General features: G+C 70.3%; 19 protein-coding genes. 5 read left to right on the top strand and 14 right to left on the bottom strand.

Going from position 1 to position 24,163, the window contains the following annotated elements:
• Positions 1-183 precede the first annotated feature (183 nt).
• Positions 184-978 (top strand): class I SAM-dependent methyltransferase, encoded by a 795-nt coding sequence (locus ACQCO7_RS31045; protein WP_464074897.1) that lies wholly within the window; start codon positions 184-186, stop codon positions 976-978.
• Here the strand turns inward: ACQCO7_RS31045 and ftsH are convergent.
• From ftsH to nsdA, 6 genes are all read right to left on the bottom strand, one after another.
• Positions 975-2,909, bottom strand: a complete 1,935-nt coding sequence (ftsH, locus tag ACQCO7_RS31040) for an ATP-dependent zinc metalloprotease FtsH (protein ID WP_464074896.1) — start codon at positions 2,907-2,909, stop codon at positions 975-977. The genes ACQCO7_RS31045 and ftsH overlap by 4 nt on opposite strands.
• Positions 2,910-3,010: 101 nt before the next feature.
• Positions 3,011-4,558, bottom strand: a complete 1,548-nt coding sequence (gene ffh / locus ACQCO7_RS31035) for a signal recognition particle protein (RefSeq protein WP_464074895.1) — start codon at positions 4,556-4,558, stop codon at positions 3,011-3,013.
• Positions 4,559-4,666: 108 nt separating this feature from the next.
• Positions 4,667-7,105: a [protein-PII] uridylyltransferase gene (locus ACQCO7_RS31030; protein ID WP_464074894.1), complete on the bottom strand. Its 2,439-nt coding sequence runs from the start codon at positions 7,103-7,105 to the stop codon at positions 4,667-4,669.
• 26 nt (positions 7,106-7,131) lie between these two features.
• The gene (locus ACQCO7_RS31025; RefSeq protein ID WP_010353860.1) at positions 7,132-7,470 is read right to left on the bottom strand and encodes a P-II family nitrogen regulator; all 339 of its coding nucleotides are present in this window, start codon (positions 7,468-7,470) and stop codon (positions 7,132-7,134) included.
• Entirely contained in the window at positions 7,467-8,801 is a 1,335-nt protein-coding gene (locus ACQCO7_RS31020; protein ID WP_010353861.1) for an ammonium transporter, read from the bottom strand. The genes ACQCO7_RS31025 and ACQCO7_RS31020 overlap by 4 nt, the downstream gene beginning before the upstream one ends.
• A 316-nt stretch (positions 8,802-9,117) precedes the next feature.
• Complete coding sequence (gene nsdA / locus ACQCO7_RS31015; RefSeq protein ID WP_464074893.1) at positions 9,118-10,596, bottom strand: transcriptional repressor NsdA; 1,479 nt, start codon at positions 10,594-10,596, stop codon at positions 9,118-9,120.
• Positions 10,597-11,056: 460 nt separating this feature from the next.
• On the opposite strand from nsdA, the gene ACQCO7_RS31010 reads away from it, so the two are divergent.
• A complete protein-coding gene (locus tag ACQCO7_RS31010) occupies positions 11,057-11,710 on the top strand; it encodes a bifunctional DNA primase/polymerase (protein WP_464074892.1) in 654 nt (217 codons plus the stop codon).
• A gap of 153 nt (positions 11,711-11,863) precedes the next feature.
• On the opposite strand, the gene ftsY is transcribed toward ACQCO7_RS31010, so the two are convergent.
• Positions 11,864-13,042, bottom strand: coding sequence for a signal recognition particle-docking protein FtsY (ftsY, locus tag ACQCO7_RS31005; protein WP_464074891.1), 1,179 nt, complete (start codon positions 13,040-13,042; stop codon positions 11,864-11,866).
• Between the two features lie 131 nt (positions 13,043-13,173).
• Between ftsY and ACQCO7_RS31000 the strand changes: the two genes are divergently transcribed.
• On the top strand, positions 13,174-14,145 hold the full coding sequence (locus ACQCO7_RS31000) for an LLM class flavin-dependent oxidoreductase (RefSeq protein WP_464074890.1): 972 nt from the start codon (positions 13,174-13,176) through the stop codon (positions 14,143-14,145).
• A 121-nt stretch (positions 14,146-14,266) separates the two neighbouring features.
• Here the strand turns inward: ACQCO7_RS31000 and ACQCO7_RS30995 are convergent, their stop codons facing one another.
• The 4 genes from ACQCO7_RS30995 to ACQCO7_RS30980 all read right to left on the bottom strand — a co-directional run bounded on the left by ACQCO7_RS30995 (position 14,267) and on the right by ACQCO7_RS30980 (position 20,582).
• Positions 14,267-15,682, bottom strand: a complete 1,416-nt coding sequence (locus tag ACQCO7_RS30995) for a sugar porter family MFS transporter (RefSeq protein WP_010353867.1) — start codon at positions 15,680-15,682, stop codon at positions 14,267-14,269.
• A gap of 192 nt (positions 15,683-15,874) precedes the next feature.
• Positions 15,875-19,528 carry an AAA family ATPase gene (locus tag ACQCO7_RS30990; protein ID WP_464074889.1) on the bottom strand — a complete coding sequence of 1,218 codons (3,654 nt, stop codon included), beginning with the start codon at positions 19,526-19,528 and terminating at the stop codon, positions 15,875-15,877.
• Between the two features lie 201 nt (positions 19,529-19,729).
• Positions 19,730-19,933 (bottom strand): hypothetical protein, encoded by a 204-nt coding sequence (locus tag ACQCO7_RS30985; RefSeq protein ID WP_010353869.1) that lies wholly within the window; start codon positions 19,931-19,933, stop codon positions 19,730-19,732.
• Between the two features lie 367 nt (positions 19,934-20,300).
• Positions 20,301-20,582 carry an acylphosphatase gene (locus ACQCO7_RS30980; RefSeq protein ID WP_461801422.1) on the bottom strand — a complete coding sequence of 94 codons (282 nt, stop codon included), beginning with the start codon at positions 20,580-20,582 and terminating at the stop codon, positions 20,301-20,303.
• A 201-nt stretch (positions 20,583-20,783) separates the two neighbouring features.
• Between ACQCO7_RS30980 and ACQCO7_RS30975 the strand changes: the two genes are divergently transcribed.
• On the top strand, positions 20,784-21,815 hold the full coding sequence (locus ACQCO7_RS30975; RefSeq protein WP_464074888.1) for a CAP domain-containing protein: 1,032 nt from the start codon (positions 20,784-20,786) through the stop codon (positions 21,813-21,815).
• Positions 21,816-21,882: 67 nt separating this feature from the next.
• Positions 21,883-22,281 carry a winged helix-turn-helix transcriptional regulator gene (locus ACQCO7_RS30970; RefSeq protein ID WP_464074887.1) on the top strand — a complete coding sequence of 133 codons (399 nt, stop codon included), beginning with the start codon at positions 21,883-21,885 and terminating at the stop codon, positions 22,279-22,281.
• Here the strand turns inward: ACQCO7_RS30970 and mutM are convergent.
• The 3 genes from mutM to rpmF form a co-directional block, all read right to left on the bottom strand.
• Positions 22,254-23,114, bottom strand: coding sequence for a bifunctional DNA-formamidopyrimidine glycosylase/DNA-(apurinic or apyrimidinic site) lyase (gene mutM / locus ACQCO7_RS30965; protein WP_464074886.1), 861 nt, complete (start codon positions 23,112-23,114; stop codon positions 22,254-22,256). The genes ACQCO7_RS30970 and mutM overlap by 28 nt on opposite strands.
• A gap of 67 nt (positions 23,115-23,181) precedes the next feature.
• Positions 23,182-23,970, bottom strand: a complete 789-nt coding sequence (gene rnc, locus ACQCO7_RS30960; protein WP_464077324.1) for a ribonuclease III — start codon at positions 23,968-23,970, stop codon at positions 23,182-23,184.
• A 17-nt stretch (positions 23,971-23,987) separates the two neighbouring features.
• Positions 23,988-24,161 (bottom strand): 50S ribosomal protein L32, encoded by a 174-nt coding sequence (gene rpmF / locus ACQCO7_RS30955; protein WP_007493396.1) that lies wholly within the window; start codon positions 24,159-24,161, stop codon positions 23,988-23,990.
• Positions 24,162-24,163 lie beyond the last annotated feature (2 nt).

The raw sequence follows: 24,163 nt of genomic DNA, 5'->3' as shown, positions 1-24,163 counted from the left end.
GACGTGAATTCTTTTCCCGCGCGCCGACAGCCCCGTAAACCGGGCCCTTCGACCCCTGGACGGCACCTCCGTACGGGAGTTACCTGGCAACTGCGGGGAAAGTGCCGCAGCACTGCACGGGGGCCACGCGGATCGACACGGCGACACACTTCGAGAACTCTCGGCGGATTGGGGCGCTTTTCGATGACATCTACGCTCGTGCGCCGGACCCCCTCCCACGCGGGCACCGCCCCGCCGCCGGAACCGGGGGCCCGCGCGCGTGACTGGTCCGAGATCCAGGAGCGGATGCTCGTCCCGCTCTACGAGGCCGCGTACGACCACCTCGACGTCGGCCCCGGCACCCGGCTCCTCGGCCTCTCCTGCGGATCGGGGCTGGCCCTCCTGATGGCCAGCTCCCGAGGAGCCGCCGTCAGCGGGATCGAACCCCGCTCACCCCAGCGCCTCGCCCTCGCGCGCGAGCGCCTCACGCCGGACCACTGGTCACCCCGCGCGCGCGGGAACACCTACCTCGGCAGCGCGCTGCCCCCGGCCCGCGAGCCGTACACCCTGATCACCGCCTTCGACGGCACCGCACTCCTCGACACCGACGCCGTCCGCCTCGCCGAACGCGGCGCGCCCGTCGTCCTCGCCGGGTGGGGGCCGCCCGAGCGCTGCGCCACCTCGGCCGTCCTGCGCCTCGCCGACCCCCTGAACGGCGGCTGGCGCCCCGCCCACCGCGACGACCTGGAGGAGATCGCCCACCGGGCGGGCCTCAAACCCGACGGCTCCGGACGGGTCGCGTGCCCCTTCGGATACGCCGATGCCGACAGCGCCGTACGGGGGCTGCTGTCGACGGGGCTGTTCGACGCCGCCGTCGAGGCGAGCGGCCAGGACCAGGTGGACAAGGAGATCCGGGAAGCGCTGCACCCGTACGTACAGCCGGGCGGCACGGTCTGGATGCCGAACGTGTTCCGGTACCTGATCGCCCGCGTGCCCTAATCGGCGTCCTTCATCAACCGCGTGATCCCCGCGACCCGGTACGCGTCCGCCTCCTCCAGCGTCTCGCTCTCCAGCAACGCCTCGGCCAGCGCGTCGAGCCGGCCCCGGTGCTCGACCAGCTTGCGGCACGCCTCGTCGTAGCACTCGTCGACGATGCGCCGCATCTCGCCGTCGATGACGTCGAGGGTCTGGGGCGCGGCGGCCAGACCGTACGCGGACTGGGCGTCGTTCGGGAGAGCCGAGAGGCGGCCGACGCGCTCGCTCATGCCCCAGCGGGCGACCATCCCGCGCGCGATGTTGGTGACCTGCTCAAGATCGCTCTCCGCGCCGGTCGTGATCACCCCGTACACGACCTGCTCGGCCGCCATCCCGCCGAGCGCGCCGATGATCCGGCCCCGGAGGTATTCCTCGGTGTACGCGTACTTGTCGGCGTCCGGCGTGGACAGCGTGACACCCAGCGCGCGCCCGCGCGGGACGATGGTGATCTTGCGGACGGGGTCGGCGCCCGGCTGGAGCATGCCCAGGAGAGCGTGACCGCCCTCGTGGTACGCCGTACGCCGACGCTCCTCCTCCGGCATCACCAGCGGCCGTTCCGCGCCCAGCTGGACCTTCTCCAGGGCCTCCGAGAGGTCGGTCCGGGTCACCTGGTCCTGCTTGCGTTTCACGGCCAGGAGAGCCGCCTCGTTCGCGAGGTTGGCGAGTTCCGCGCCGGTCATCCCCGGGGTCGTACGGGCGACCTGCGCGAGGTCCACGTCCGGGGCCAGCGGGATCTGACGGGTGTGGATCTCCAGGATCGCCTTGCGGCCACCCCGGTCCGGCGGGGAGACCTGGACGACCCGGTCGAAGCGCCCCGGACGCGTCAGCGCCGGGTCCAGGACGTCCGCACGGTTCGTGGCCGCGATGACGATCACGCCCTCCGAACCCGAGAAGCCGTCCATCTCCGTGAGGATCTGGTTCAGCGTCTGCTCACGCTCGTCATGACCGCCCATGCCCGAACCGCCGCCCCGCGCGCGGCCGATCGTGTCGATCTCGTCGATGAAGATGATCGACGGCGCCACCTTCCGCGCCTCCGCGAACAGCTCGCGCACCCGGGACGCCCCGACGCCGACGATCATCTCGATGAACTCCGACGCGGACGCCGAGAAGAACGGCACCCCCGCCTCCCCGGCCACCGCACGCGCCAGCAGCGTCTTGCCCGTGCCGGGCGGGCCCGCGAGCAGCACACCGCGCGGCATCTTCGCGCCCATCTTCCGGTACGCGTCCGGGTTCTTCAGGAAGTCGACGACGTCGTTCAGCTCACCCTCGACCTCGTCGATCCCGGCGACGTCCTCGAACGTCGTCCGCTTCTCGCCCGCCTCCAGCTCCACCGGCTTCGGCGCCGACCTGCGGCCCAGCATGCCGCCCGCGCCGCCCATCCCCGCACTCATCCGGCGCGCGATGAAGATCCACAGCACCACCAGGAGCAGCATCGGCGCCAGCGAGATCAGCAGGTTCACCAGGAAACTGCGGTGCTGGACGACCGGCTCCGCGGTCACGGTGACGTTGTTCTTCGCCAGCCCCTCCCACAGCTTGTCGTCCGCGAAGGTCGGACGCTCGGTGTTGAACTTCGTGTACTCCTCGCCGCCGTCCGGGTTCTTCCGCTCCTTCTTGAGCTGACCCTGGATCGCGTCGCCCTTGGCGTAGATCTTGCTGACGTTGCCCGCGTCGACCTGCTTGCTGAACTCCGTGTACGAGATCGTCGGCTCGTTCTCGTCGCCGAAGTACGACAGGACGATGTTCGCCAGCAGGTACACGACCAGCGCCGTGAAGATCAGCCGCCACCAGCCGCCCCGCAGCCGCCGCCCGCCCGGCGGCTTCGGCGGCTCCTCGGGGGTCCCCTCGGTACGCCAGGGCTGGTCCGGCGACTTGCGCGGCGGGGCAGGGTTCGTCATACCCGGACGGTACGACAGCCTCCGGCAGGGAGCACATGAAGGGCACCCTTCCGAAGAGGGGTGCCCTTTATGCCACACAAGACTTTTACAGCACGGGCATATCAGCCCATGAACTTCTTGAACTCGTCCGGCAGCTCGAAGTCCTGCGCGCCCTGCGGCGGCACCCCGAACGCGTTCCCCTGCGCCGCCGCCTCCCGGCGCTGCGCCTCCTCCAGCTCCTGCTGCTTGCGCTTCATCGGGTTGCCGGAGCGCTGCTTGCCCTTCGCCTGCTTCGGCTGCTTCTTCGCACGGCCGGGGCCGCCGCCCATCCCCGGGATACCGGGCATGCCGGGCATCCCGCCGCCCTGCGCCATCCTCGACATCATCTTCCGCGCCTCGAAGAACCGCTCCACCAGGCCCTTCACCGCGCTGACCTCGACGCCGGAACCCTTCGCGATACGCGCCCGGCGCGAGCCGTTGATGATCGTCGGGTCCGTGCGCTCCGCCGGGGTCATCGACTTGATGATCGCGGCGGTGCGGTCGACGTCCCGCTCGTCCAGGTTGTTGATCTGGTCCTTGATCTGGCCCATGCCGGGGAGCATGCCGAGCAGCTTCGAGATCGACCCCATCTTCCTGACCTGCTCCATCTGGGACAGGAAGTCGTCCAGGGTGAAGTCCTGGCCCTTCTTCGACGCCAGCTTCGAGGCCATCTTCTGGGCCTCTTCCTGACTGAACGTCTTCTCCGCCTGCTCGATCAGGGTGAGCAGGTCACCCATGTCGAGGATGCGGGAGGCCATCCGGTCCGGGTGGAACGCGTCGAAGTCCTCCAGCTTCTCGCCGTTCGACGCGAACATGATCGGCTTGCCGGTGATCTGCCGGATCGACAGCGCGGCCCCGCCTCGGGCGTCGCCGTCGAGCTTGGACAGCACGACACCGTCGAAGCCGACGCCGTCGCGGAAGGACTCCGCCGTGTTGACGGCGTCCTGGCCGATCATGGCGTCGACGACGAAAAGGATCTCATCGGGCTGGACCGCGTCCCGAATGTCCGCGGCCTGCTGCATCAGCTCCGCGTCGATACCCAGCCGACCGGCGGTGTCCACGATCACGATGTCGTGGACCTTCGACTTCGCGAACTCGATGGAGTCCTTGGCGACCGCCACGGGGTCACCGACGCCGTTGCCCGGCTGGGGGGCGTACACCGCGACACCGGCGCGCTCGGCGACAACGCTGAGCTGGTTGACGGCGTTGGGGCGCTGGAGGTCGCAGGCGACGAGGAGGGGCGAGTGCCCCTGGTCCTTCAGCCACTTGCCGAGCTTGCCGGCGAGGGTGGTCTTACCGGCGCCCTGGAGGCCGGCGAGCATGATGACGGTGGGAGCGGTCTTGGCGAAGCGGAGGCGGCGGGTCTCGCCGCCCAAGATCGTGACGAGTTCGTCGTTAACGATCTTGAGGACCTGCTGGCCGGGATTGAGCGCCTTGGAGACCTCGGCCCCGAGGGAACGCTCCTTGACGTTCTTGATGAACGAACGGACGACCGGCAGAGCGACGTCCGCTTCGAGGAGCGCGATCCGGATCTCACGGGCCGTGGCGTCGATGTCCGCTTCGCTGAGCCGACCCTTACCCCGGAGGGTCTTGAAAGTGGCTTGCAAGCGGTCGGAGAGAGTATCGAACACGGCGGCGTCGGTCCTCGGAGTCGGGAGCAGGGTGAGCGTCTTCCAGGGTATCCGGCCAGGCGAGCAAATCGTCCCCGCCCATCGCATTCGACAGGCGGGGACCCCAGTTCACGCCCGAAGCATCTCCTCCAGCTTCCGAGCCACCGCCCCCGCCTCGTCCCCCGGCAGCGGCGCCCCCGAAGCCGACGTCACGTAGAACGCGTCCACCGCGTTGGCCCCCAGCGTGCTGACGTGCATGCTCCGTACCCGTACCCCGGCGTCCTCCAGCGCCGCCCCGATCCGGAACAGCAGTCCAGGCGCGTCCTGAGCCCGCACCTCGATCACCGTCGCGTGCCGGGAGGCCGCCGAGGCGACGGTCACCCGGGGCGGCGGAGCCACCGAGCCCCGGCGGCGGGGGTAGGCCGCGTCCCGTTCCGCGAGGCGTCCGGCGATGTCCAGGGAGCCGTCCAGCGCGCGCACCAGGTCCGCGCGAAGGCGTGCAGCCTGCGGCAGGGAGCCGTACTCCGCAGCCACCCGCCAGTCCAGGAGCAGTACGGACCCCTGGTCGACCCCGTCGGGGAGTTCCAGTTCCCGCAGCTCCGCCGTGCGGACCGTCAGCCGGTGCATGGCGAGGACGCCCGCCACCGCGGGCAGTACCCCCGGCTGGTCCGGCACCGCGATGAGCAGCTCGACGCCCAGTGGCTCACCGGGGTCCATCTCCTCCTCGTGGGTCTGTGCGCGCAGCGCCAGCACGGGCCCCCCGGTGCGGTGCGCCTCGATGGAGAGGCGTTCCTGTTCGGCGGTGGGGGCGGAGGCGGACGGCGCGGACGGCTCCTCGCCCGCCAGCACCGCGCCGACCCGTTTCACGAGGTCCGCGACCAGCGACCCCCGCCAGGAGGACCAGGCGGCCGGCCCGGTGGCCAGCGCGTCGGCCTCGGTCAGGGCGTGCAGCAGCTCCAGCGTGCTCTGCGTGCCGACCGCCTCCGCGACGGAGCGGACCGTCGCGGGGTCGTCGAGGTCACGCCGGGTCGCCGTGTCGACGAGCAGCAGGTGGTGCCGTACCAGCGCTGCCAGCACCGCGACGTCCGTCCGGTCGTACCCGATCCGCGCGGCGACGTCCTTGACGATGATCTCGCCGGACACGGAGTGGTCGCCGGGCCATCCCTTCCCGATGTCGTGGAACAGCGCGGCCACGAGCAGCAGGTCGGGCCGGCTCACCCGGCGGGTGAACTCGGAGGCGCGGACGGCCGTTTCGATGAGGTGCCGGTCGACGGTCCAGATGTGTACGGCGTTGCGCTGCGGCCGGCACCGGACGCGTTCCCAGTCGGGGAGCAGGCGGGTGATCAGCCCTTCGGCCTCCAGTGCTTCCCATACGTCGATGGTGGGCTGTCCGGAGCCGAGCAGGGTGACGAGTTGTTCGCGGGCCTCGGCGGGCCAGGGTGTCGGCAGGGGCCGTACGGTCGCGGCGAGGCGTCGTACGGCGTGCAGGGAGAGCGGGAGTCCGGCCTGGGCGGCGGCTGCGGCGGCGCGCAGTGGCAGGACGGGGTCGCGTTCGGGGCGGGCGGCGCGGGCGAGGACGACTTCGCCGTCCTGCTCGACGACTCCTTCCGCGAGGGGGGAGCGTTCGACGACCTGTTTGCCGCCGCCGAGCATGGCGCGCAGCCGGGGCCGTACCGCGCGGGAGCGCAGGACGCGGCCGACTTCGCGCCAGGTGACGTCGCTGGCGTAGGAGATGATCCGCGCGGATTCGTAGACCTGCCGCAGCAGGGTGTCGGCGTCGAGGAGTCCCAGTTCGGCGGCGACCTGGTCCTGTTCCTGGAGGGCGAGGCGGTCGGTGGCGCGGCCGGTCGTCAGGTGGAGGGCGTCGCGGACGTCGAGGAGTCGTCTGCGGGCGTCGTCGAGTCCTTCGCGGGGTGCGTCGGCGAGCCAGGACGCGGCGACGGCGCGCAGTGCGGTGGCGTCGCGCAGGCCGCCGCGGGCTTCTTTGAGGTCGGGTTCGAGGAGGTACTGCAACTCGCCCTGCCGGTCGGCGCGTTCGGCGCACAGTTCGCGGAGTTCGGGGAGGCGTTTGGGGGCCTGGTTGCGCCAGTCGGCGAGGATCGCCGTGCGCAGTCCGGAGGTGAGGCCGAGGTCGCCCGCGAGGTGGCGGGCGTCGAGGAGGCCGAGCTGGACCTTGAGGTCCTCGGCGGCGGTCTTGCGGGCCTCGGCTGGGGTGCGGACGGAGTGGTCGAGGTCGAGGCCGAGGTCCCAGACGGGGTACCAGAGGCGGTCGGCGACGGTGGCGACGGCCTTGGTGTCGCTGCCGTCGTGCAGGAGGAGGAGGTCGAGGTCGCTGCGGGGGGAGAGTTCGCCGCGTCCGTAGCCGCCGACGGCGACGAGGGAGATGCCTCTCAGGTCGCCGGTGGCCGAGGTGAAGAGGCCGGCCAGCCAGTCGTCCGTCAGTTCGGACAGGGCCGTACGGCGCGGCGGCCCGGCCGTACCTCCCTCGGTGAGGAGGTGCAGCCGGGCCGCCGCGTAGCCGCTGGGTCCCGAGTCCTCTGCTTCGCTTCGCTCGTCCGTGCTCGTCACCCAGCGACTCCTGTTCTGTTCTTCGGTCAGAGCGCGTCCGGGCCGCGCTCGCCGGTGCGGACCCTGACGGCCGTGTCGACCGGGAGGGACCAGACCTTGCCGTCACCGATCTTGCCGGTGCGGGCGGCCTTGACGATGACGTCGATGACCTGTTCGGCGTCGTCGTCCTCGGCCAGCACTTCGATGCGGATCTTGGGGACGAGGTCGACGGTGTACTCGGCACCGCGGTAGACCTCGGTGTGTCCCCGCTGTCGACCGTAGCCGCTCGCCTCGGTGACCGTCAGTCCGTGGACGCCGAAGGCCTGGAGGGCTTCCTTGATCTCGTCGAGCCGGTGGGGCTTGACGACGGCGGTGATGAGCTTCATGCGTCCACCTTCTTGGACTCGGCCCCGGCTCCGGCGGGTACGGCGGACGACTTGACGATGCCGCCGCCGGCGCCGCTGAAGTCGTAGGCGGTCTCGGCGTGTTCGGCCTGGTCGACGCCGGAGATCTCCTCGTCCTCGTCGACGCGCATGCCGAGGGTCTTGTCGATGAGGAAGGCGAGGACCGCGGAGGCGATGAGGGAGTAGGCGAGGACGGCGAACACGCCCGCGCACTGCTTCCAGAACTGGTCGAGGCCGCCGCCGTAGAAGAGGCCCTTGACGTCGGACTGGCCCTTGCCGCTGGCGAAGAAGCCGATGAGCAGCGAGCCGAGGATACCGCCGACCATGTGGACGCCGACGACGTCGAGGGAGTCGTCGTAGCCGAACTTGTACTTGAGGCCGACGGCCATGGCGCAGACGACGCCGGTGATGACGCCGATGGCGATCGCGCCGATCGGGGTGATCGCGCCGCCGGAGGGCGTGATGGCGACGAGGCCCGCGACCGCGCCGGAGGCCGCGCCGAGGGTGGTGAAGGCGCCGTGGCGGATCTTCTCGTAGGCGAGCCAGCCGAGCATGGCGGCGGCGGTGGCGATCTGGGTGTTGACGAACATGAGCGCGCCGACGCCGTCGTCGTTGCCGAGCCAGGAACCGGCGTTGAAGCCGAACCAGCCGAACCACAGGAGGCCCGCGCCCAGCATCACGAGGGGGAGGCTGTGGGGGCGCATCGGGTCTTTCTTGAAGCCGACGCGCTTGCCGATGACGAGGATCACGCCGAGGGCCGCGGCGCCCGCGTTGATGTGGACGGCCGTACCGCCGGCGAAGTCGATGACGCCGAGTTCGAAGGCCCAGCCGCCGGTGCCCCACACCCAGTGCGCGACGGGGAAGTAGACGACCGTGGCCCACAGGGCGACGAAGAGCGCCCAGGCGGAGAACTTGACGCGGTCGGCGACGGCGCCGCTTATCAGCGCGGGGGTGATGATCGCGAACATCATCTGGAAGACGGCGAAGACGAACACCGGGATGGTGTAGCCGGACCAGATGTCCATCTTGTCGATGCCGGACCAGCCGACGAAGTCGGACTCCCAGCCGATGAGGGAGCCGTGGTCCGTGCCGAACGCCATGGAGAAGCCGTAGAGCACCCACAGGATGGTGACGATCCCCATGCTGATGAAGCTCATCATCAGCATGTTCAGCGTGCTCTTGACGCGGACCATGCCGCCGTAGAAGAAGGCCAGGCCGGGAGTCATGATCAGCACGAGCGCTGAACAGATGAGCATGAAGCCTGTGTTGGCGGCAGACAGTTTGTCTGCGGCGAGCGTGATGGCTGGAGCCATCGGCGTCTCCTCGTCGTCGTACGGCCCCGTGCGGGCGAAGCCTCGGCTGCGGAGTGGGGGCGGGCCGGTTATGGGCCTTGAGACTGGCGCAGCGCGGTTTCGGCCCGGGCCCCTCGCTGTTTCGCGGCGGTGACGAAGGGGTCGCCTGTGTTACGCGTCGGTGAATTGCCTGATGTTCGCCCCGGGGATCGTTATCGTGGCGCAACCTTCCTCTTCCGGACACGGGCCGGCCGCGGTCGGCCTTCCGAAATGACCTGGCATGGGGGAGCCGAGTCGGGCAGTTCGGGAGGGCCGGCCGCGGCCGGGGTTCGTGGGATCAGACCGCTTCGGCGGTCTCGGGGAGTTCGGCGGCGAGGCGGTCGGTGAGGTCGACGACGTCGGTGAGGTCGCCGAATTCGCGGGCGGCGTTGTCGACGGTCTTTCGGATACGAGTGTTGACGCGTTCGGAACGGACCCGCTTGGCGGCGGCCATGGCTTCGGTGGCGTATTTCGCGCTCTGTTCGGGCTCCCGCTTGAGGAGATGGACGGTGGCGACGCCGATCAGGTTGAGGGCGTAGGAGCGCTGGTATTCGTCGGATTCCTTCGCGAAGAGGTCGACGGCGCGCAGCATCAGGGGTTCGGCGAGGGAGGCGTACGTCGGGCTGCGGCCGGCCACGTAGGCGAGGTCGCGGTAGGAGTGGCTGTTCTCGCCGTACAGCTCGGCCTCGGTGAAGAAGCCGATCCAGTCGGGGTCGGGCTCGTCCCATTCGGCGGCGTCGGCGAAGGTGTCCTCGGCCATCCGCACGGCTCGTTTGCAGCGGCCCGGCTGGCCCATGTTGGCGTAGGCGCGGGCCTCCATCGCATACAGCATCGACTGGGTGCGCGGGCTCGCGCAGTCGCGGCTGCCGTACTGCGCGAGGTGGATCAGTTCGAGCGCGTCCTCGGGCCGTCCGAGGTGGATCATCTGGCGGCTCATGTTGGACAGGACGTACGAGCCGAGGGGGCGGTCCCCGGCTTCCTTCGCGGCGTGCAGGGCGAGGACGAAGTACTTCTGCGCGGTGGGCTGGAGCCCTACGTCGTACGACATCCAGCCGGCGAGTTCGGCGAGTTCGGCGGCGACCTTGAAGAGGCGTCTGGCGGTGTCCTCGGGGTGGGGTTCCTGGAGGAGGTCGGTCACCTCGTGGAGCTGTCCCACGACGGCTTTGCGGCGCAGTCCGCCTCCGCACTGGGCGTCCCACTTGCGGAACATCGTGGTGGTCGCCTCCAGCAGCTCCAGCTCGGGCCTGGAGAGGCGTCCGCGGGCGCGGCTGGTGGGGAGGGGGCCGGAGTTGCGGGGGGCGCTCGGCGGGGAGGGGACCAGCCAGCGCTGCATGGGTTCGATGAGGGTGGGGCCGGCGGACAGGGCGAGGGAGGTGCCGAGGAAGCCGCGGCGGGCCAGCATCAGGTCGCTGCGGGAGAACTCGCTGAGCAGGGAGATCGTCTGGGGGCCGGTCCAGGGGAGGTCGACGCCGCTGGTGGACGGGGACTGGCGGGCGGCGCGCAGGCCGAGGTCCTCGACGGAGACGACGCAGCCGAACCGCTCGGAGAACAGCTCGGAGAGGATGCGCGGGATGGGTTCGCGGGGGTTCTCGCCGTCCAGCCAGCGGCGTACGCGCGAGGTGTCGGTGGAGATGTGGCCCGCGCCCAGCTGGCGGGCGCGGCGGTTGACCTGCCGGGCGAGTTCGCCCTTGGACCAGCCGCTGCGGACGAACCAGGAGGAGAGCAGTTCGTTCGGACGCTTGTCCGTACTCGCCCCGCCGCTTTCGTTGCCGCTCACTGGAACGCCCCCATCCCTGAGACCACTTGCAGTGCGGACCGCGTGGTCCGACTGCGCCAAGCCCTATCAGAATGCCGGTAAATAGCCCTGCCGTCCGGCGTTTGTCACCCTTCGAACGGAAGGACGACTTGCCTCCGGCATACCCACCGGTGCGTGTACCCCCAGGCCCCGCACACTCAAAGTAATCCTACGATCACCCGTCCGGCCATGGCGTTCCGGGAATCGCCACCATTCGCCACCCCTTCGGATGAACTCAGAGTGGCACACGCGCGATTGACTTGACACGGGACGGCCCGAGCGAACGGAAAGGTGCACTCGGGGGCGCGCACGGGTGAATTCACCACCCCCGCGCTTCAGTGCGCCGCCCCGGTCCGAGGGCATTCCGGAGATCCTGAGTACGGAGAGTCACGCCACCCGCCCTTTGCGTGACCACCGGCGCGTCGGACCCGTTGGAGGGGGCATGGGCTTCACGATCGGCGGCATTCGCGAGATCCGTTCCGGCGCGCGCAGACGCGGTCGCTCCCCCGAGTGCACGGCCATCGCCGAGTTAACGGGCCTGTGGGGCTGGGACGTCGTCCCCGGCGCGCACACGGTCTCCGGCGCGTGCTCCTGCGGCCACCCCTGCCGCACCCCCGGCGCCCACCCCCTCGACTTCGCCCCCCACCTCCCGGCGGGCGCCACCCTCGACGAGGCCACGACGGTGTGGTCCGACGTCCCCGACGCGACGGTGATGCTGCCGGTGGGCCACACGTTCGACGTGATCGAGGTGGCGGAGGCGGCGGGCCGCAGAGCGCTGAGCCGCCTGGAGCGCATGGGCCTGCCCCTGGGCCCGGTGACGGCTACCCCGGACGGCCGCGCCCACTTCTTCGTGGCCCCGGGCGCGGCGGCCTCGCTCCCCGACCTCCTGTACCGCATGGGCTGGGACGACCCGACGGCGCTGGACCTGAGGGGCCTGGGCAAGGGCGCGTACATCACGGCCCCACCGTCGGACAGGGGAGGCCTGGGCCCGGTGACCTGGCTACGCCCCCCGGACCTGGACTCGGCGACGAAGCCCCCGGCGGCGAGACTGCTGCTGGGGACACTGGCGTACGTGGCGCACAGGTCAAGGGCATAAAAAGTGCCCGCTTCTCTGCAAGAAGCGGGCACTTGATGGTTTTTTAGGGGCGCGGGGCTGTGTTCTCTGTGCGGCTTCCGCCGCGTGGGCGCGACAAGCCACAACGCACCCGCAGCCGCCGACGGACAGAACCCGGCACCCCAGTAGGCACCCCTAGTCCCCGATAAGCGCATCGACGAACGCCTCAGGCTCGAACGGCGCCAGATCATCAGCGCCCTCCCCCAGCCCGATCAACTTCACCGGCACCCCCAACTCCCGCTGCACCGCCACGACAATCCCGCCCTTGGCGGTCCCGTCCAGCTTGGTGAGCACGATGCCCGTGATGTCGACGACCTCCGCGAACACCCGAGCCTGAACAAGCCCGTTCTGCCCAGTCGTCGCGTCCAGCACGAGCAGCACCTCGTCCAGCGGCGCCTGCTTCTCGACGACCCGCTTGACCTTCCCCAGCTCGTCCATGAGCCCGGTCTTGGTGTGCAGCCGCCCGGCGGTGTCGATGAGCACCACGTCGACGCCCATCTCCTTGCCCTCCTTCACCGCGTCGAAGGCGATGGAGGCAGGGTCACCCCCCTCGGGCCCGCGCACGGTGTACGCCCCGACCCGCTCCCCCCACGTCTGCAACTGATCGGCGGCGGCGGCGCGAAACGTATCGGCAGCGCCGAGGACGACGGTCCGCCCGTCGGCGACGAGGACACGCGCCAGCTTGCCGGTCGTGGTCGTCTTCCCGGTCCCGTTGACCCCGACGACCATGACGACGCCCGGCTTACGCCCCTCGGGCTCGGTCCGGACGGCGCGGTCCACGTCCGTACCGACCAGCTTGAGCAGCTCTTCCCGGAGCAGCCCCCGCAGCTCGTCCGGCGTCCGCGTGCCGAGCACCTTCACGCGCTCGCGGAGCCCGTCGACGAGTTCCTGCGTCGGCATGACCCCGACGTCGGCGGTGAGGAGGATCTCCTCGATCTCCTCCCACGTGTCGTCGTCGAGGTGCTCGCGCGACAGCAGCGTGAGCAGTCCCTTGCCGAGCGCGTTCTGGGAGCGGGAGAGCCGCGCGCGGAGGCGGACGAGCCGCCCGGCCGTGGGCTCGGGGACCTCGATCGCGGGAGCCTCGGGCTCCGCCGCGACCGGGAGGTCGACTTCCTCTATGGTTCGCCGCTCTTCGTCGCGCGGCGTCTCGGCCTCGTCACCGACGTGCGGTTCGGCCGGTGGCGCGGTCAGGTCGGGCGTGGTGGACGGCGGCGGCGCGGGCAGCGGCTTCTTGCGCCGCGTCCCGACCACGAGTCCACCGATCGCCCCGAGAAGGACCACGGCGATGATGACTACAAGGATGACGGTTTCCATAACGGCACCAGTATGCGTGACCTCTCGATCGGGGGGCCGTCGGCCGCACGGGGTCCGACCGGCCCGGCGAACCCCTGGCGATCTGACGTGCCGTCAGTTACGGTCCCTCCCCACCGACGAAGGGGCCCGCCATGCCCGTCTCCGTGCTCCGCTTCAACCTCGCCGCCCCGGACGCCACCCCCGCCGAGCTCGCCGCCCGCTATCAGGCGGCCCTCCGCATGGCCGCGTACGCGGACGACCACGGCGTCACGACCGTCCAGACGGAGGAGCACCACGGCGCCGAGAACAACTGGCTGCCGTCGCCGTTCACGTTCGCGGGCGCGGTGCTGGGCGCGACGAAGCGCCTCGCGGTGACCGTCTCCGCGGCGATCGGCCCACTGCACGACCCCCTGCGGCTGGCGGAGGACATCGCCGTACTGGACCTCCTGAGCGCGGGCCGCCTGATGACGGTGACCGGCATCGGCTACCGCCGCGAGGAGTACGACCGGGCGGGCGTCCCCTGGGAGCGCCGGGGCCGTCTCCAGGACGAACTCCTGGAAACGCTCCTCCAGGCGTGGACCGGCGAGCCCTTCACGTACCGGGGCCGCACGGTACGGGTCACCCCGCGCCCGGCGACGTCCCCGCACCCCCTCCTCCTGGTGGGCGGCTCCTCCCAGGCCTCCGCCCGCCGAGCGGCCCGCCTGGGCCTCCCCTTCTTCCCCAGCGCCCACCTCCCGGCGCTGGAGACCTACTACAAGGCCCGCCTGAAGGAGTACGGCACGGAAGGCTGGGTCCTGATGCCGCCCGCGGAAACCCCCCTCCTCCACATCTCGGAAACCCCCGACAAGACCTGGCAGACCCACGGCCACCACTTCCTCCACGAGGCCCGGACGTACGCCGCCTGGCAGTCGACGGACATCCACTCGGTGGTCCGCTCGACGGCGACCACGATCGACGAGCTCCGGGAGGAGGGCGTATACAGAATCCTCACCCCGGCCGAATGCCTGACCCAGAACCTCGACAACCTCGTACTCCACCCCTTGGCCGGCGGCATGCCGATCGAGGAGGGCTGGCAGAGCCTGCGCCTGTTCGCGGAACGGGTGCTGCCGGAGGCGGGGGCCTGAGAAAGCTCGCCGATCGGTCCGCATACGAAATCCGCCGCCCCCGGAAACCCGGGGACGGCGGACGTGTTCGGGGAGAAGGACAGCGGGGACTTGGTCCTTCTCCCCGGGCTCGGGGAGGGCCTCAGCCCATTTCCTCCAGGGACTTGCCCTTCGTCTCCTTGACGAACCTGAGGACGAAGGGGATGGAGAGGGCCGCGAAGACCGTGTAGATGATGTACGTCGCGGAGAGGTTCCAGTCGGCCAGGGACGGGAAGCTCGCCGTGATCGCCCAGTTGGCGATCCATTGCGCGGAGGCGGCGACGCCGAGGGCGGCTGCGCGGATGCGGTTCGGGAACATCTCGCCGAGGAAGACCCAGACGACGACGCCCCAGGACAGCGCGAAGAAGAGGACGAAGATGTGGGCGGCGACGAGGGCCGTCCAGCCCTGCGCCGTGGGGAGCTTGCCGTCGACGAGGTCGTACGAGAAGGCCCACGCCTCCAGCGCGAGGCCGATCACCATGCCGACCGAGCCGATGAGCGCGAGCGGCCTGCGGCCCACCCGGTCGACGAAGATCATCGCGATGACCGTACCGACGATGTTGATGATCGACGTCGTGAAGGAGTAGAAGAACGAGTCCGTCGGGTCGACGCCCACCGACTGCCACAGCGTGGACGAGTAGTAGAACGCGACGTTGATGCCCACGAACTGCTGGAAGACGGAGAGCCCGATGCCGATCCAGACGATCGGCTTGAAGAAGAAGCCACCGCCGAGCAGGTCCTTGAACGTCGACTTGTGCTCGCTCTTCATCGCGTGCTCGATCTCGGCGACCCGCGCGTCGAGGTCGGCGCTCTCGCCCTCGACCTCGACGAGGATCTCCCGCGCCCGCTCCCGCTTCCCGACGGACAGCAGGAACCGCGGCGACTCGGGAATCGCGAAGGACAGCAGCCCGTACAGCACGGCCGGTACGACCATCACACCCAGCATGACCTGCCAGGCTTCGATCCCCATCAGCTTCCCGCGCTGATCCCCGCCGGCGGCGTTCAGCAGCCCCCAGTTGACGAGCTGCGAGATGGCGATCCCGATGACGATCGCGGCCTGCTGGAAGGACCCGAGCCGCCCCCGGTACGCGGGCGGCGCGACCTCGGCGATGTACGCGGGACCGATGACGGACGCCATCCCGATCGCGAACCCGCCGACGACCCGCCACAGCGCGAGGTCCCACAGCGCGAACGGCAGCGCGGAGCCGACCGCGCTGACCGTGAACATCACGGCGGAGATCTGCATGCACCGGATCCGCCCGATCCGGTCGGCGATCCGCCCCGCCGTCGCCGCCCCGATCGCACAGCCGATCAGCGCGATCGCGATGACCTGCGCGAGCGCGGCGGACCCGATGTCGTACCGGTCCCGGATCGCCTCGACCGCGCCGTTGATGACGGAACTGTCGTACCCGAACAGGAACCCGCCCATCGCCGCGGCGGCGGCGATGAAGATGACGTGCCCGAGATGGTCGGGATGAGCCTGGGCTCCTGACTTGGACGCCTGCGCTGTGCTGGTCACGATCAACTCCTCGGGCCACCGGCAACGCTGCCGGCCACGGTCAGCCCCTCCAGTGGCGCACAGCACGCCGCCGCCCACCACCTGAAGGGAAAAGCAACGCCCCAGAGCCTATGCCTTCAAGTTGTGAAGTCCAATGGGGAGTGATGTGAGATGACAGTCACTCCTGGACGGGGATGCGTTCAAGTCTTGAACTCATCGCAGTCGCTGCGAAATCACCTTCGAGACCCCGTCCCCCTGCATCGACACCCCGTACAGCGCGTCCGCGACCTCCATCGTCCGCTTCTGGTGCGTGATGACGATCAGCTGCGACGACTCCTGCAACTCCTGCATGATCCGGATCAGCCGCTGGAGGTTCGTGTCGTCGAGCGCCGCCTCCACCTCGTCCATCACGTAGAACGGGCTCGGCCGCGCCTTGAAGATCGACACCAGCAGGGCTACGGCCGTCAGGGACCGTTCCCCGCCCGACAGCAGCGACAGCCGCTTGACCTTCTTGCCGGGCGGGCGGGCCTCGACGTCCACGCCCGTCGTCAGCATGTTGTCCGGATCCGTCAGGATCAGGCGGCCCTCACCGCCGGGGAACAGCCGCCCGAAGACCCCCTCGAACTCCCTCGCCGTGTCCCGGAACGCCTCGCTGAACACCTGCTCGACGCGCTCGTCCACCTCCTTCACGACCTGGAGGAGGTCCGTGCGCGTCTTCTTCAGGTCTTCGAGCTGCTCGCTGAGGAACTGGTGGCGTTCCTCCAGCGCCGCGAACTCCTCCAGCGCGAGGGGGTTCACCTTGCCGAGTTGCTGGTACGCCCGTTCGGCCGACCTCAGGCGCTTCTCCTGCTCCGCGCGGACGAAGGGGACCGGCTGGGGGTCCTCCTCCGGTTCCTCCCCCTCCGCCGGGGGCGACGGCGGTACGAGCTGATGCGGGCCGTACTCCGTGACCAGGCCCTCCGGCTCGACCCCCAGCTCCTCCAGCGCCTTCGTCTCGACCTGCTCGATCCGCATCCGCTTCTCGGCGCCGAGCACCTCTCCCCTGTGCACCGAGTCGGTCAGCTTGTCCAGTTCGGCCTTCAGGTCCCGGCCGACGGTGCGCTCCGCCGCCAGCTCCTGTTCCCGCGCGGCCTTCTCCGCCTCGGCCTCGGCCCGTTCGGCTTCCGCCTGGCGCAGGGAGGCTTCGACGTGGGTCAGCAGGTGCCGGGCGCCGTCCGCCACGGCCGTTGCCACGGAGGCTTCGTACGCCAGCCTGCGCTGCCGTTGTTCCGCCCTCGACCTCGCCTCGCGCTCCGCCCTCGCCGCGCGGTCCAGTGAATCCGCCCTGCCCGCAAGGGCCTTGACCCGTTCCTCGTGCGTACGGGCCTGGAGGCGGGCCTCCATCTCCGTCTGGCGGGCGTTCGCGCCGTCCGCTGCGAGGCGGTCGCGTACGGCGGGGTCGGGCTCCTCCTCCACGGGCAACTCCCCGGCGACCGCGAGGCGTTCGGCGAGGATCTCGACTTCTTCCAGGGCCTTGTCCAGGGCGTCCCGGGCTCGGGCCGCCGCTGCCGTCGCTCTCTCCGCTTCGCCGGTCGCGCCTCTCGACTGGCCTGCGAGGCGGCCGAGTTGCTGGGCCACCGCGGACTTCTCCCGGTCCGCGGTGCGGCGTTGGTCGGCCAGTTCTTCCACTCGGGACGCGGATTCCTCGCGGTGCTCTTTCGCGGTGTCCTGTCGTGCCGCCAACTCCTCGCAGCGGACGGCGAGTTCTTCCAGTTCCGCCGCTGCTTCGTCCACCGACGCCTGCACTTCGAGGAGGCTGGGGGCGCCTGCGGAGCCGCCGTGGGCGAAGTGGGGGGAGAGGAGGTCGCCTTCTGTGGTGACTGCGGTGAGGTGGGGGTGCTGGCGGATCAACTGCTCGGCGTCTTCGAGGGTGTCGACCACGGCGATGTTGTGGAGGAGGTGGTGGATCGCGGGGAGGAGGTCGGAGGGGGCGCGGACCAGCTCGGTTGCGAAAGGAGGTGTGGCGGGTGCGGGTTCGTTGTGGCTTGTCGCGCAGTTCCCCGCGCCCCTGAAAGATGTGGTTGCGCCACGCTCATCGAGCAGGGAGGTACCCCCAGCGCGGCGGTAGCCGCACATCGGGCACAGCCCCGCGCCCCTGAAAGACGGGCTATCGCCCGCCACCAACAGCGTCGCCCTCCCCCCGTCCTGCTTCCGCAGCAGCCTGATCGCCTCCGCCGCCGAGCCCACCCCCGTCACCGCCACCGCGTCCGCCGCCGCCCCGAACGCCGCCGCGAGCGCGATCTCGTAACCCGGCGTGATCGTCAACAGCTCTGCCGCCGGGCCCAGTACCCCCGTGAGCCCGTCCTTCGCCGCCAGCACTGTCCCCGTGCCGTCCTTGCGGCGCAGGCCCAGGGACAGGGCCTCGTGTCTCGCCTTCGTCGCCGCCCGTCGGCGTTCCGCCTCGACCGCCGCTTCTCTCGCCGCGCTCAGCGTTGTCTCCGCCTCCGACAGCGCGCGTTTCGCCGCTTCGTGGGCCTGCGTCAAGGTTTCGTCGTCCGCGTCCAGGCCCTCCACCTCGGCCCGCAGGGTCTCGTACTCCTCCTGTGCGGCGACGGCCCGTTCCTGCGCGGCGTCGCGGGCCAGCGCCAACCGGTCGATCTCGGACTGTGCCGAGGCCGCCCGGGAGCGGGCCGCGTTGACCTGGCCGCCCAGACGCGCCAGGCCCTCGCGGCGGTCGGCGATGGCGCGGGCGGCGTCCCTGAGACGGCGTTCCTCGGCGGCGAGCTCGCGTTCGAGGTCGGCGCGGTGGGCGACCGTGTCCTCCAGGGCGCGTTCGGCGGCTTCGAGGGCGGCCTCCAGTTCCGCTTCCTGCTCGCGGACGCGGGCCGCCTCGCGTTCGAGGTCCTCGGGGTCGCGGCCCCGGCGTTCCTCGGGGGGTGCGGAGGCCGCGCTCTTCACGCGGGCGTCGGCGAGGGAGATGGTGCCCCGGACGCGTTCGGCGAGCTGGGACAGCTCGTACCAGGTCTGCTGGGTGCGCTGGAGGCGGGGCGTCAGACGGCGGACCTCGTCTTCGAGGTGGGCCTCGCGCTGGAGCGCCTTCCTGAGGTCCTGCTCGGCCGTCTCCTTGCGCTGCTTGAGCGCGGCTTCGTCGGCGATCTCGGTCTGGAGGGCGGCGCGGAGGCGGACCAGGTCGTCGGCGAGCAGCCTGAGGCGGGCGTCCCGGAGGTCGGCCTGGATGACAGCCGCACGCCGGGCCACCGCGGCCTGCCGGCCCAGCGGCTTGAGCTGGCGGCGGAGTTCGTCGGTGAGGTCCTGGACGCGGGAGAGGTTGACCTGCATCGCGTCGAGCTTGCGGAGCGCCTTCTCCTTGCGCTTGCGGTGCTTGAGGACTCCGGCCGCCTCTTCGATGAACGCGCGGCGGCCCATGGGATCGGCGTGCAGGACGGAGTCGAGCTGGCCCTGGCCGACGATGACGTGCATCTCGCGGCCGATGCCGGAGTCGGAGAGGAGGTCCTGGATGTCGAGGAGCCGGCAGGTGTCGCCGTTGATCTGGTACTCGCTGGAGCCGCCCCGGAACATGATCCGGGTGATCGTGACCTCGGCGTACTCGATGGGCAGCGCGCCGTCGGAGTTGTCGATCGTGAGGGAGACCTCGGCCCGGCCGAGCGGGGGGCGGCCGGTCGTACCGGCGAAGATGACGTCCTCCATCTTGCCGCCGCGCAGCGACTTCGCGCTGTGCTCGCCCATGACCCAGGTGAGCGCGTCGACGACGTTGGACTTGCCCGACCCGTTGGGCCCCACGACACAGGTGATCCCCGGTTCGAACCGGAGCGTGGTCGCGGAGGCGAACGACTTGAACCCACGCAGGGTCAGGGCCTTGAGGTGCACGCCGCCGGACTCTACCAACGCCGGGCGGCCCAGCGGTTTCATGGCTGAACGCGCCGGGCACACCACACGTTAAAGAGAGTGAGCGGGGCCCGGTAAAAGATGTCGGGGAAAGAGAAGTCGGGAAAGAAAAGAAGGGACGCCGAAGCGTCCCTTGCAAATCTTGACAACTCAAACGGTGCCGTGGAGCGGTGCAGCTAGCGATCAGGTGAACGCAGGCTCCGGCTGGTGTGCGTCGATGCTCTCCATGAGCCTGTCGTGAGAAGCGGCAGCCGTCAGCGCGTCGTTCTCGGCCTGGATCCGTCCGAGCTCGGATTCCAGATCCTGGACGCGCTGCTGGAGCCGTCGCATCTCGGCGAGGAGTCGCGGGTCGGAACCGCCGACGTAACCGAGAAGCGCCTTTGCCATGATGGATGGTCCTCCACACTGAGTGACCGACCGAAGCGGTGTGGGTCGTGAGGGATTCGCACCCGGCCTCTGGGCAGGATCTGTTGTTGCTGCCGTTCATCCATGCCGAACAGCTAGGTGCGCGGGGTTCCCTCAGCGTCTCACCAAAAAGTTTGACGGTCAACACGATCACGCCCCGTACGGAGCGGCCCGAGCGGCGAGCACGGCGCCCGTCGGCGGTGCTGCGAGCCTCGCGGAGCCCGGGGGCGCGGCGGTCACACTTGGACGGCGAGCCTGCCAGAGCGCGCGCTTCTTGGCAACCACCTGCTTCTTTTCCTCAGCGGCCCTGCCCGGCGGGCCTCCCGCGCACCGTCCGGCCCCTCAGGACTCAGCGGATCGCGAACCCGTCGTAACCGCCGCGCGGTGTGTCCCAAATCTCGGTGACACCGTCCACACGGCCGGGCGTGTCGTCTCCCGTCAGCCAGTCCAGCAGTCCTTCACAGTCGCCCCGGGTCCCCTCGGCGACCACTTGTACGCGCCCGTCGGCCAAATTGAGAGCAAAACCACTCAGCCCTCCGATCTCCAGCGCCTTGGCCCGGGTGAACCAGCGGAATCCCACGCCCTGTACGTGTCCACGGACCCAGGCGACCAGTCGTGCGTCCTCGCTCATAAGAGCCACCCAACCAGACCGATGTCGCTCAGGACACTTCCTCCCCGGACGTCATGGGGTACCGTCCCCACCCAAAAGAAACTCACCCGATCGAGTGATTCGGGGCGACCGCGAGGAGTCGGCGACCACAGGGCTCGGGGACCGTGTCGCTCGGGGGTGCTCAGGAACGCCGCAGTACGAGGAAGGCCAGGAGGCCAGCAGATGGGACGCCACCGACGCGCAGCCGCCGGACGCGCCGAGACGGGCCACACGCACGGCAGCACTGACGCGTACGAGCAGGACCACACCCCCGGCATGGGCATGCCCCCCTCCGTGGACCCCGAGGCGTACGCGGACGCCAACGCGCTCAGCTCCGACTACCTGTACGCGACGGACAGCGCCGCCGAGGCGGCCACCGCCGGTCCGCACCGGCGCCGCAGGAAGCACCCCGTCCGCATCGGCCTCCTCGGTGTCTCCGCCGCCGTCGCGCTCGGCGCGGTCGCCGTGACGTCGGGGATCGTCCCCGGCCTGGAGAGCTACAAGCTCGGCGGCGACAGCGCCTCGGACGCCTCCGGCGACCACGTCCGCGCCTCCGGCTCCCCCACCAACGCGGCCTCCGAACAGGGCGGCGCCGCGGGTGCGGCGGAGAGCGGGGCCGGTACGGGGGCGTCCACCCCGTCGGCGTCCCCTTCTCTCGCGCCGAAGCCCGCTCCGAAGGCCGCACCGGAGAAGGAGAAGAAGGCGCCCGCGAAGAAGGCCGCCGAGGCGAAACCCTCCGCCGGCCCCTCCGAGGCGGCCGGGACTCCGGTGGAGGAGAAGGAGACGCAGGCGCCCGCCGCGCAGGCACCGGTGAAGGCCGCGAACGCCGTGTCGGCGGAACTCCAGGCCGCCGCCCAGGTCCTCGTGCTCGTCAACGAGGAGCGCGCGAAGGTCGGTTGCAGCGCCCTGTCCGCGAACAGCGCCCTCGCGGATCTCGCCCAGAAGTTCAGCGAGGACATGGCCGCGCGGGGCTTCTTCGACCACACCGACCCCGACGGCAAGTCCCCCTGGGACCGCGCTGCCGCCGCCGGGATCACCGACCTCGCCGGGGAGAACATAGCCCGGGGCCAGGGCGACGCCGCGTCCGTGATGGACGCGTGGATGAACAGCCCCGGCCACAAGGCGAACATCCTGAACTGCGACTTCAAGACGCTGGGGGTCGGGGTGCACTTCGGTTCGGGTGGGCCGTGGTGGACGCAGGACTTCGGCTACTGACCGATTAGCGCTTACCGCTGGTTAGTGCAACCTGTCGGTAAGCGCTCGTTTCGCCTACCCTTACCCCATGACCAGCACCCAGGAGACCCCGGTCGAGGACCTGCCGTACAGCGTGTTCGCGAAAGCCTGCGTCTCGCGGGGAGCGCTGGAACACGTGACCGGCAGGTGGGGCGGTCTGACGCTCGGGGCCCTGCACGAAGGCTCCCTGCGCTTCAACGAACTGCGCCGCCGGGTCGACGGCGTGAGCGAGAAGATGCTCTCCCAGACGCTGCACGCCCTGGAGCGCGACGGCTTCGTCCACCGCGAGGCCCAGCCGACCAACCCCCCGCGCGTGGACTACGAGTTGACCCCCCTGGGCCGCGAGGTCGCCGAACGCCTGCTGGCACTGATCCAGTTCATGGAGGGCCACATGGACGACGTCCTCGTGGCCCGCACCCGCTACGACGAGACGCGCGGCGGGCGCTGACACTTCGGGCAGAAGTAGCTGGACCGGTTCATCCACGGCCGGCGGCGCATCGCCGTGCCGCAGCGGTTGCAGGGTTCGCCCTCGCGGCCGTACGCGTCCAGGGAGCGGTCGAAGTAGCCCGACTCGCCGTTGACGTTGACGTACAGGCTGTCGAAGCTGGTGCCGCCCACGGCGAGGGCCGCGTTCATGACGTCCCGGACGTGGCCGAGGAGTTCGGTCGTGCGGGGGCGGGTGAAGCCCGTGACCGGGCGGTCGTAGTGCAGGCGGCTGCGCCACAGCGCCTCGTCCGCGTAGATGTTGCCGACCCCGCTGATCAGCGACTGGTCCAGCAGCGCGCGTTTGACCGTCGTGCGCTTGCGGCGCAGGGACTCGTGGAACGCCTCGTCGTCGAAGAGGGGGTCCAGGGGGTCGCGCGCGATGTGTCCGATGACGTCCGGGAGGCCGTCGTCCGTCGTGTCGTGCAGGGAGAGCCCGCCGAAGGTGCGCTGGTCGACGAAGCGGAGCTGCGTCTGTACGTCGTCGGCGAACCGGACCCGGATACGCAGGTGCTTCTCGTCGGCGGCATCGGGCGGCTGGACCAGGAGCTGACCGCTCATCCCGAGGTGGGCGAGGATCGCCTGACCGCCGTCGTCGAGGGGCAGCCAGAGGTACTTGCCGCGCCGGGACGGCGTACCGATGCGGTGGCCCTTCAGGCGGTGGGCGAAGTCGTCGGCGCCGGCGAGGTGACGGCGTACGGCTCTGGGGTGCAGGACCTCCGCGTCGGCGACCGTGCGGCCGGCCACCCACCGCTCCAGACCCCGTCGGACGACCTCGACCTCGGGCAACTCGGGCATGACACTCCCCGGATGTGAGCCGAGCGCCCGCCCCCTGGGCGGAGGCGGGCGCTCGGTCGGATGTTCTTTACGCGGAGGCGGATTCGGCGTCGGTGGCGGCTTCGGCAGCCGCCGCCTCTTCCTGCTTGATCCGTTCGTCCGCCGCGGCGCGGATCGCGCGCCACGCGGACTCGGCGGCTTGCTGCTCCGCCTCCTTCTTGCTGCGGCCGGTGCCGGTGCCGTACGAGACGCCTCCGACGCGGGCGGCAGCAGTGAAGGTCTTCTCGTGATCGGGGCCGGTCTCCGTGACCAGGTACTCGGGGACACCGAGCCCTTCGGTCGCGGTGAGCTCCTGGAGACTGGTCTTCCAGTCCAGGCCGGCACCGAGGTTCGAGGACTTCTCGATCAGCGGGTCGAACAGGCGGTGCACCAGTTCGGAGGCCGCGTCGAGGCCCTGGTCGAGATAGACCGCGCCGATCACCGCTTCAAGGGTGTCGGCGAGGATGGACGCCTTGTCCCGGCCGCCCGTGCCCTCTTCACCCCGGCCGAGCCGGATGAAGGAGCCCAGGTCGAGGCCACGGCCGACCTCCGCCAGCGCGCGCGAGTTCACCACCGCCGCACGGAGCTTGGCCAGCTGGCCCTCCGGCAGGTCGGGATGCGTGGTGTACAGCGTGTCGGTGACGACGAGACCGAGCACGGAGTCCCCGAGGAACTCCAGCCGCTCGTTCGTCGGCAGACCGCCGTTCTCGTACGCGTAGGAACGGTGCGTCAGCGCACGCACCAGAAGGGCGGACTCCAGCCGGTAGCCGAGCCGCCCTTCCAGAAGCGTGTGGGACGAGGCCGTGTTGTCCGCAGAGTTTTTCTTCGGCGTGGACACAGTGCCTCTCACCAGCCTCAGACTTCGAGGACCTGGCGCTTGTTGTAGGTGCCGCAAGACGGGCACGCGATGTGCTGCAGCTTGGGCTCGTGGCAGCGCTCGCACGCAACCAGGGTGGGGACCGCAGCCTTCCACTGCGACCGGCGGTGGCGCGTGTTGCTGCGCGACATCTTCCGCTTCGGAACAGCCACGG

It is taken from the genome of Streptomyces saintjeani (assembly GCF_055409605.1).
Note: the sequence above shows the minus strand (reverse complement) of the source record. Positions and strands in the feature narration are given on the sequence as shown.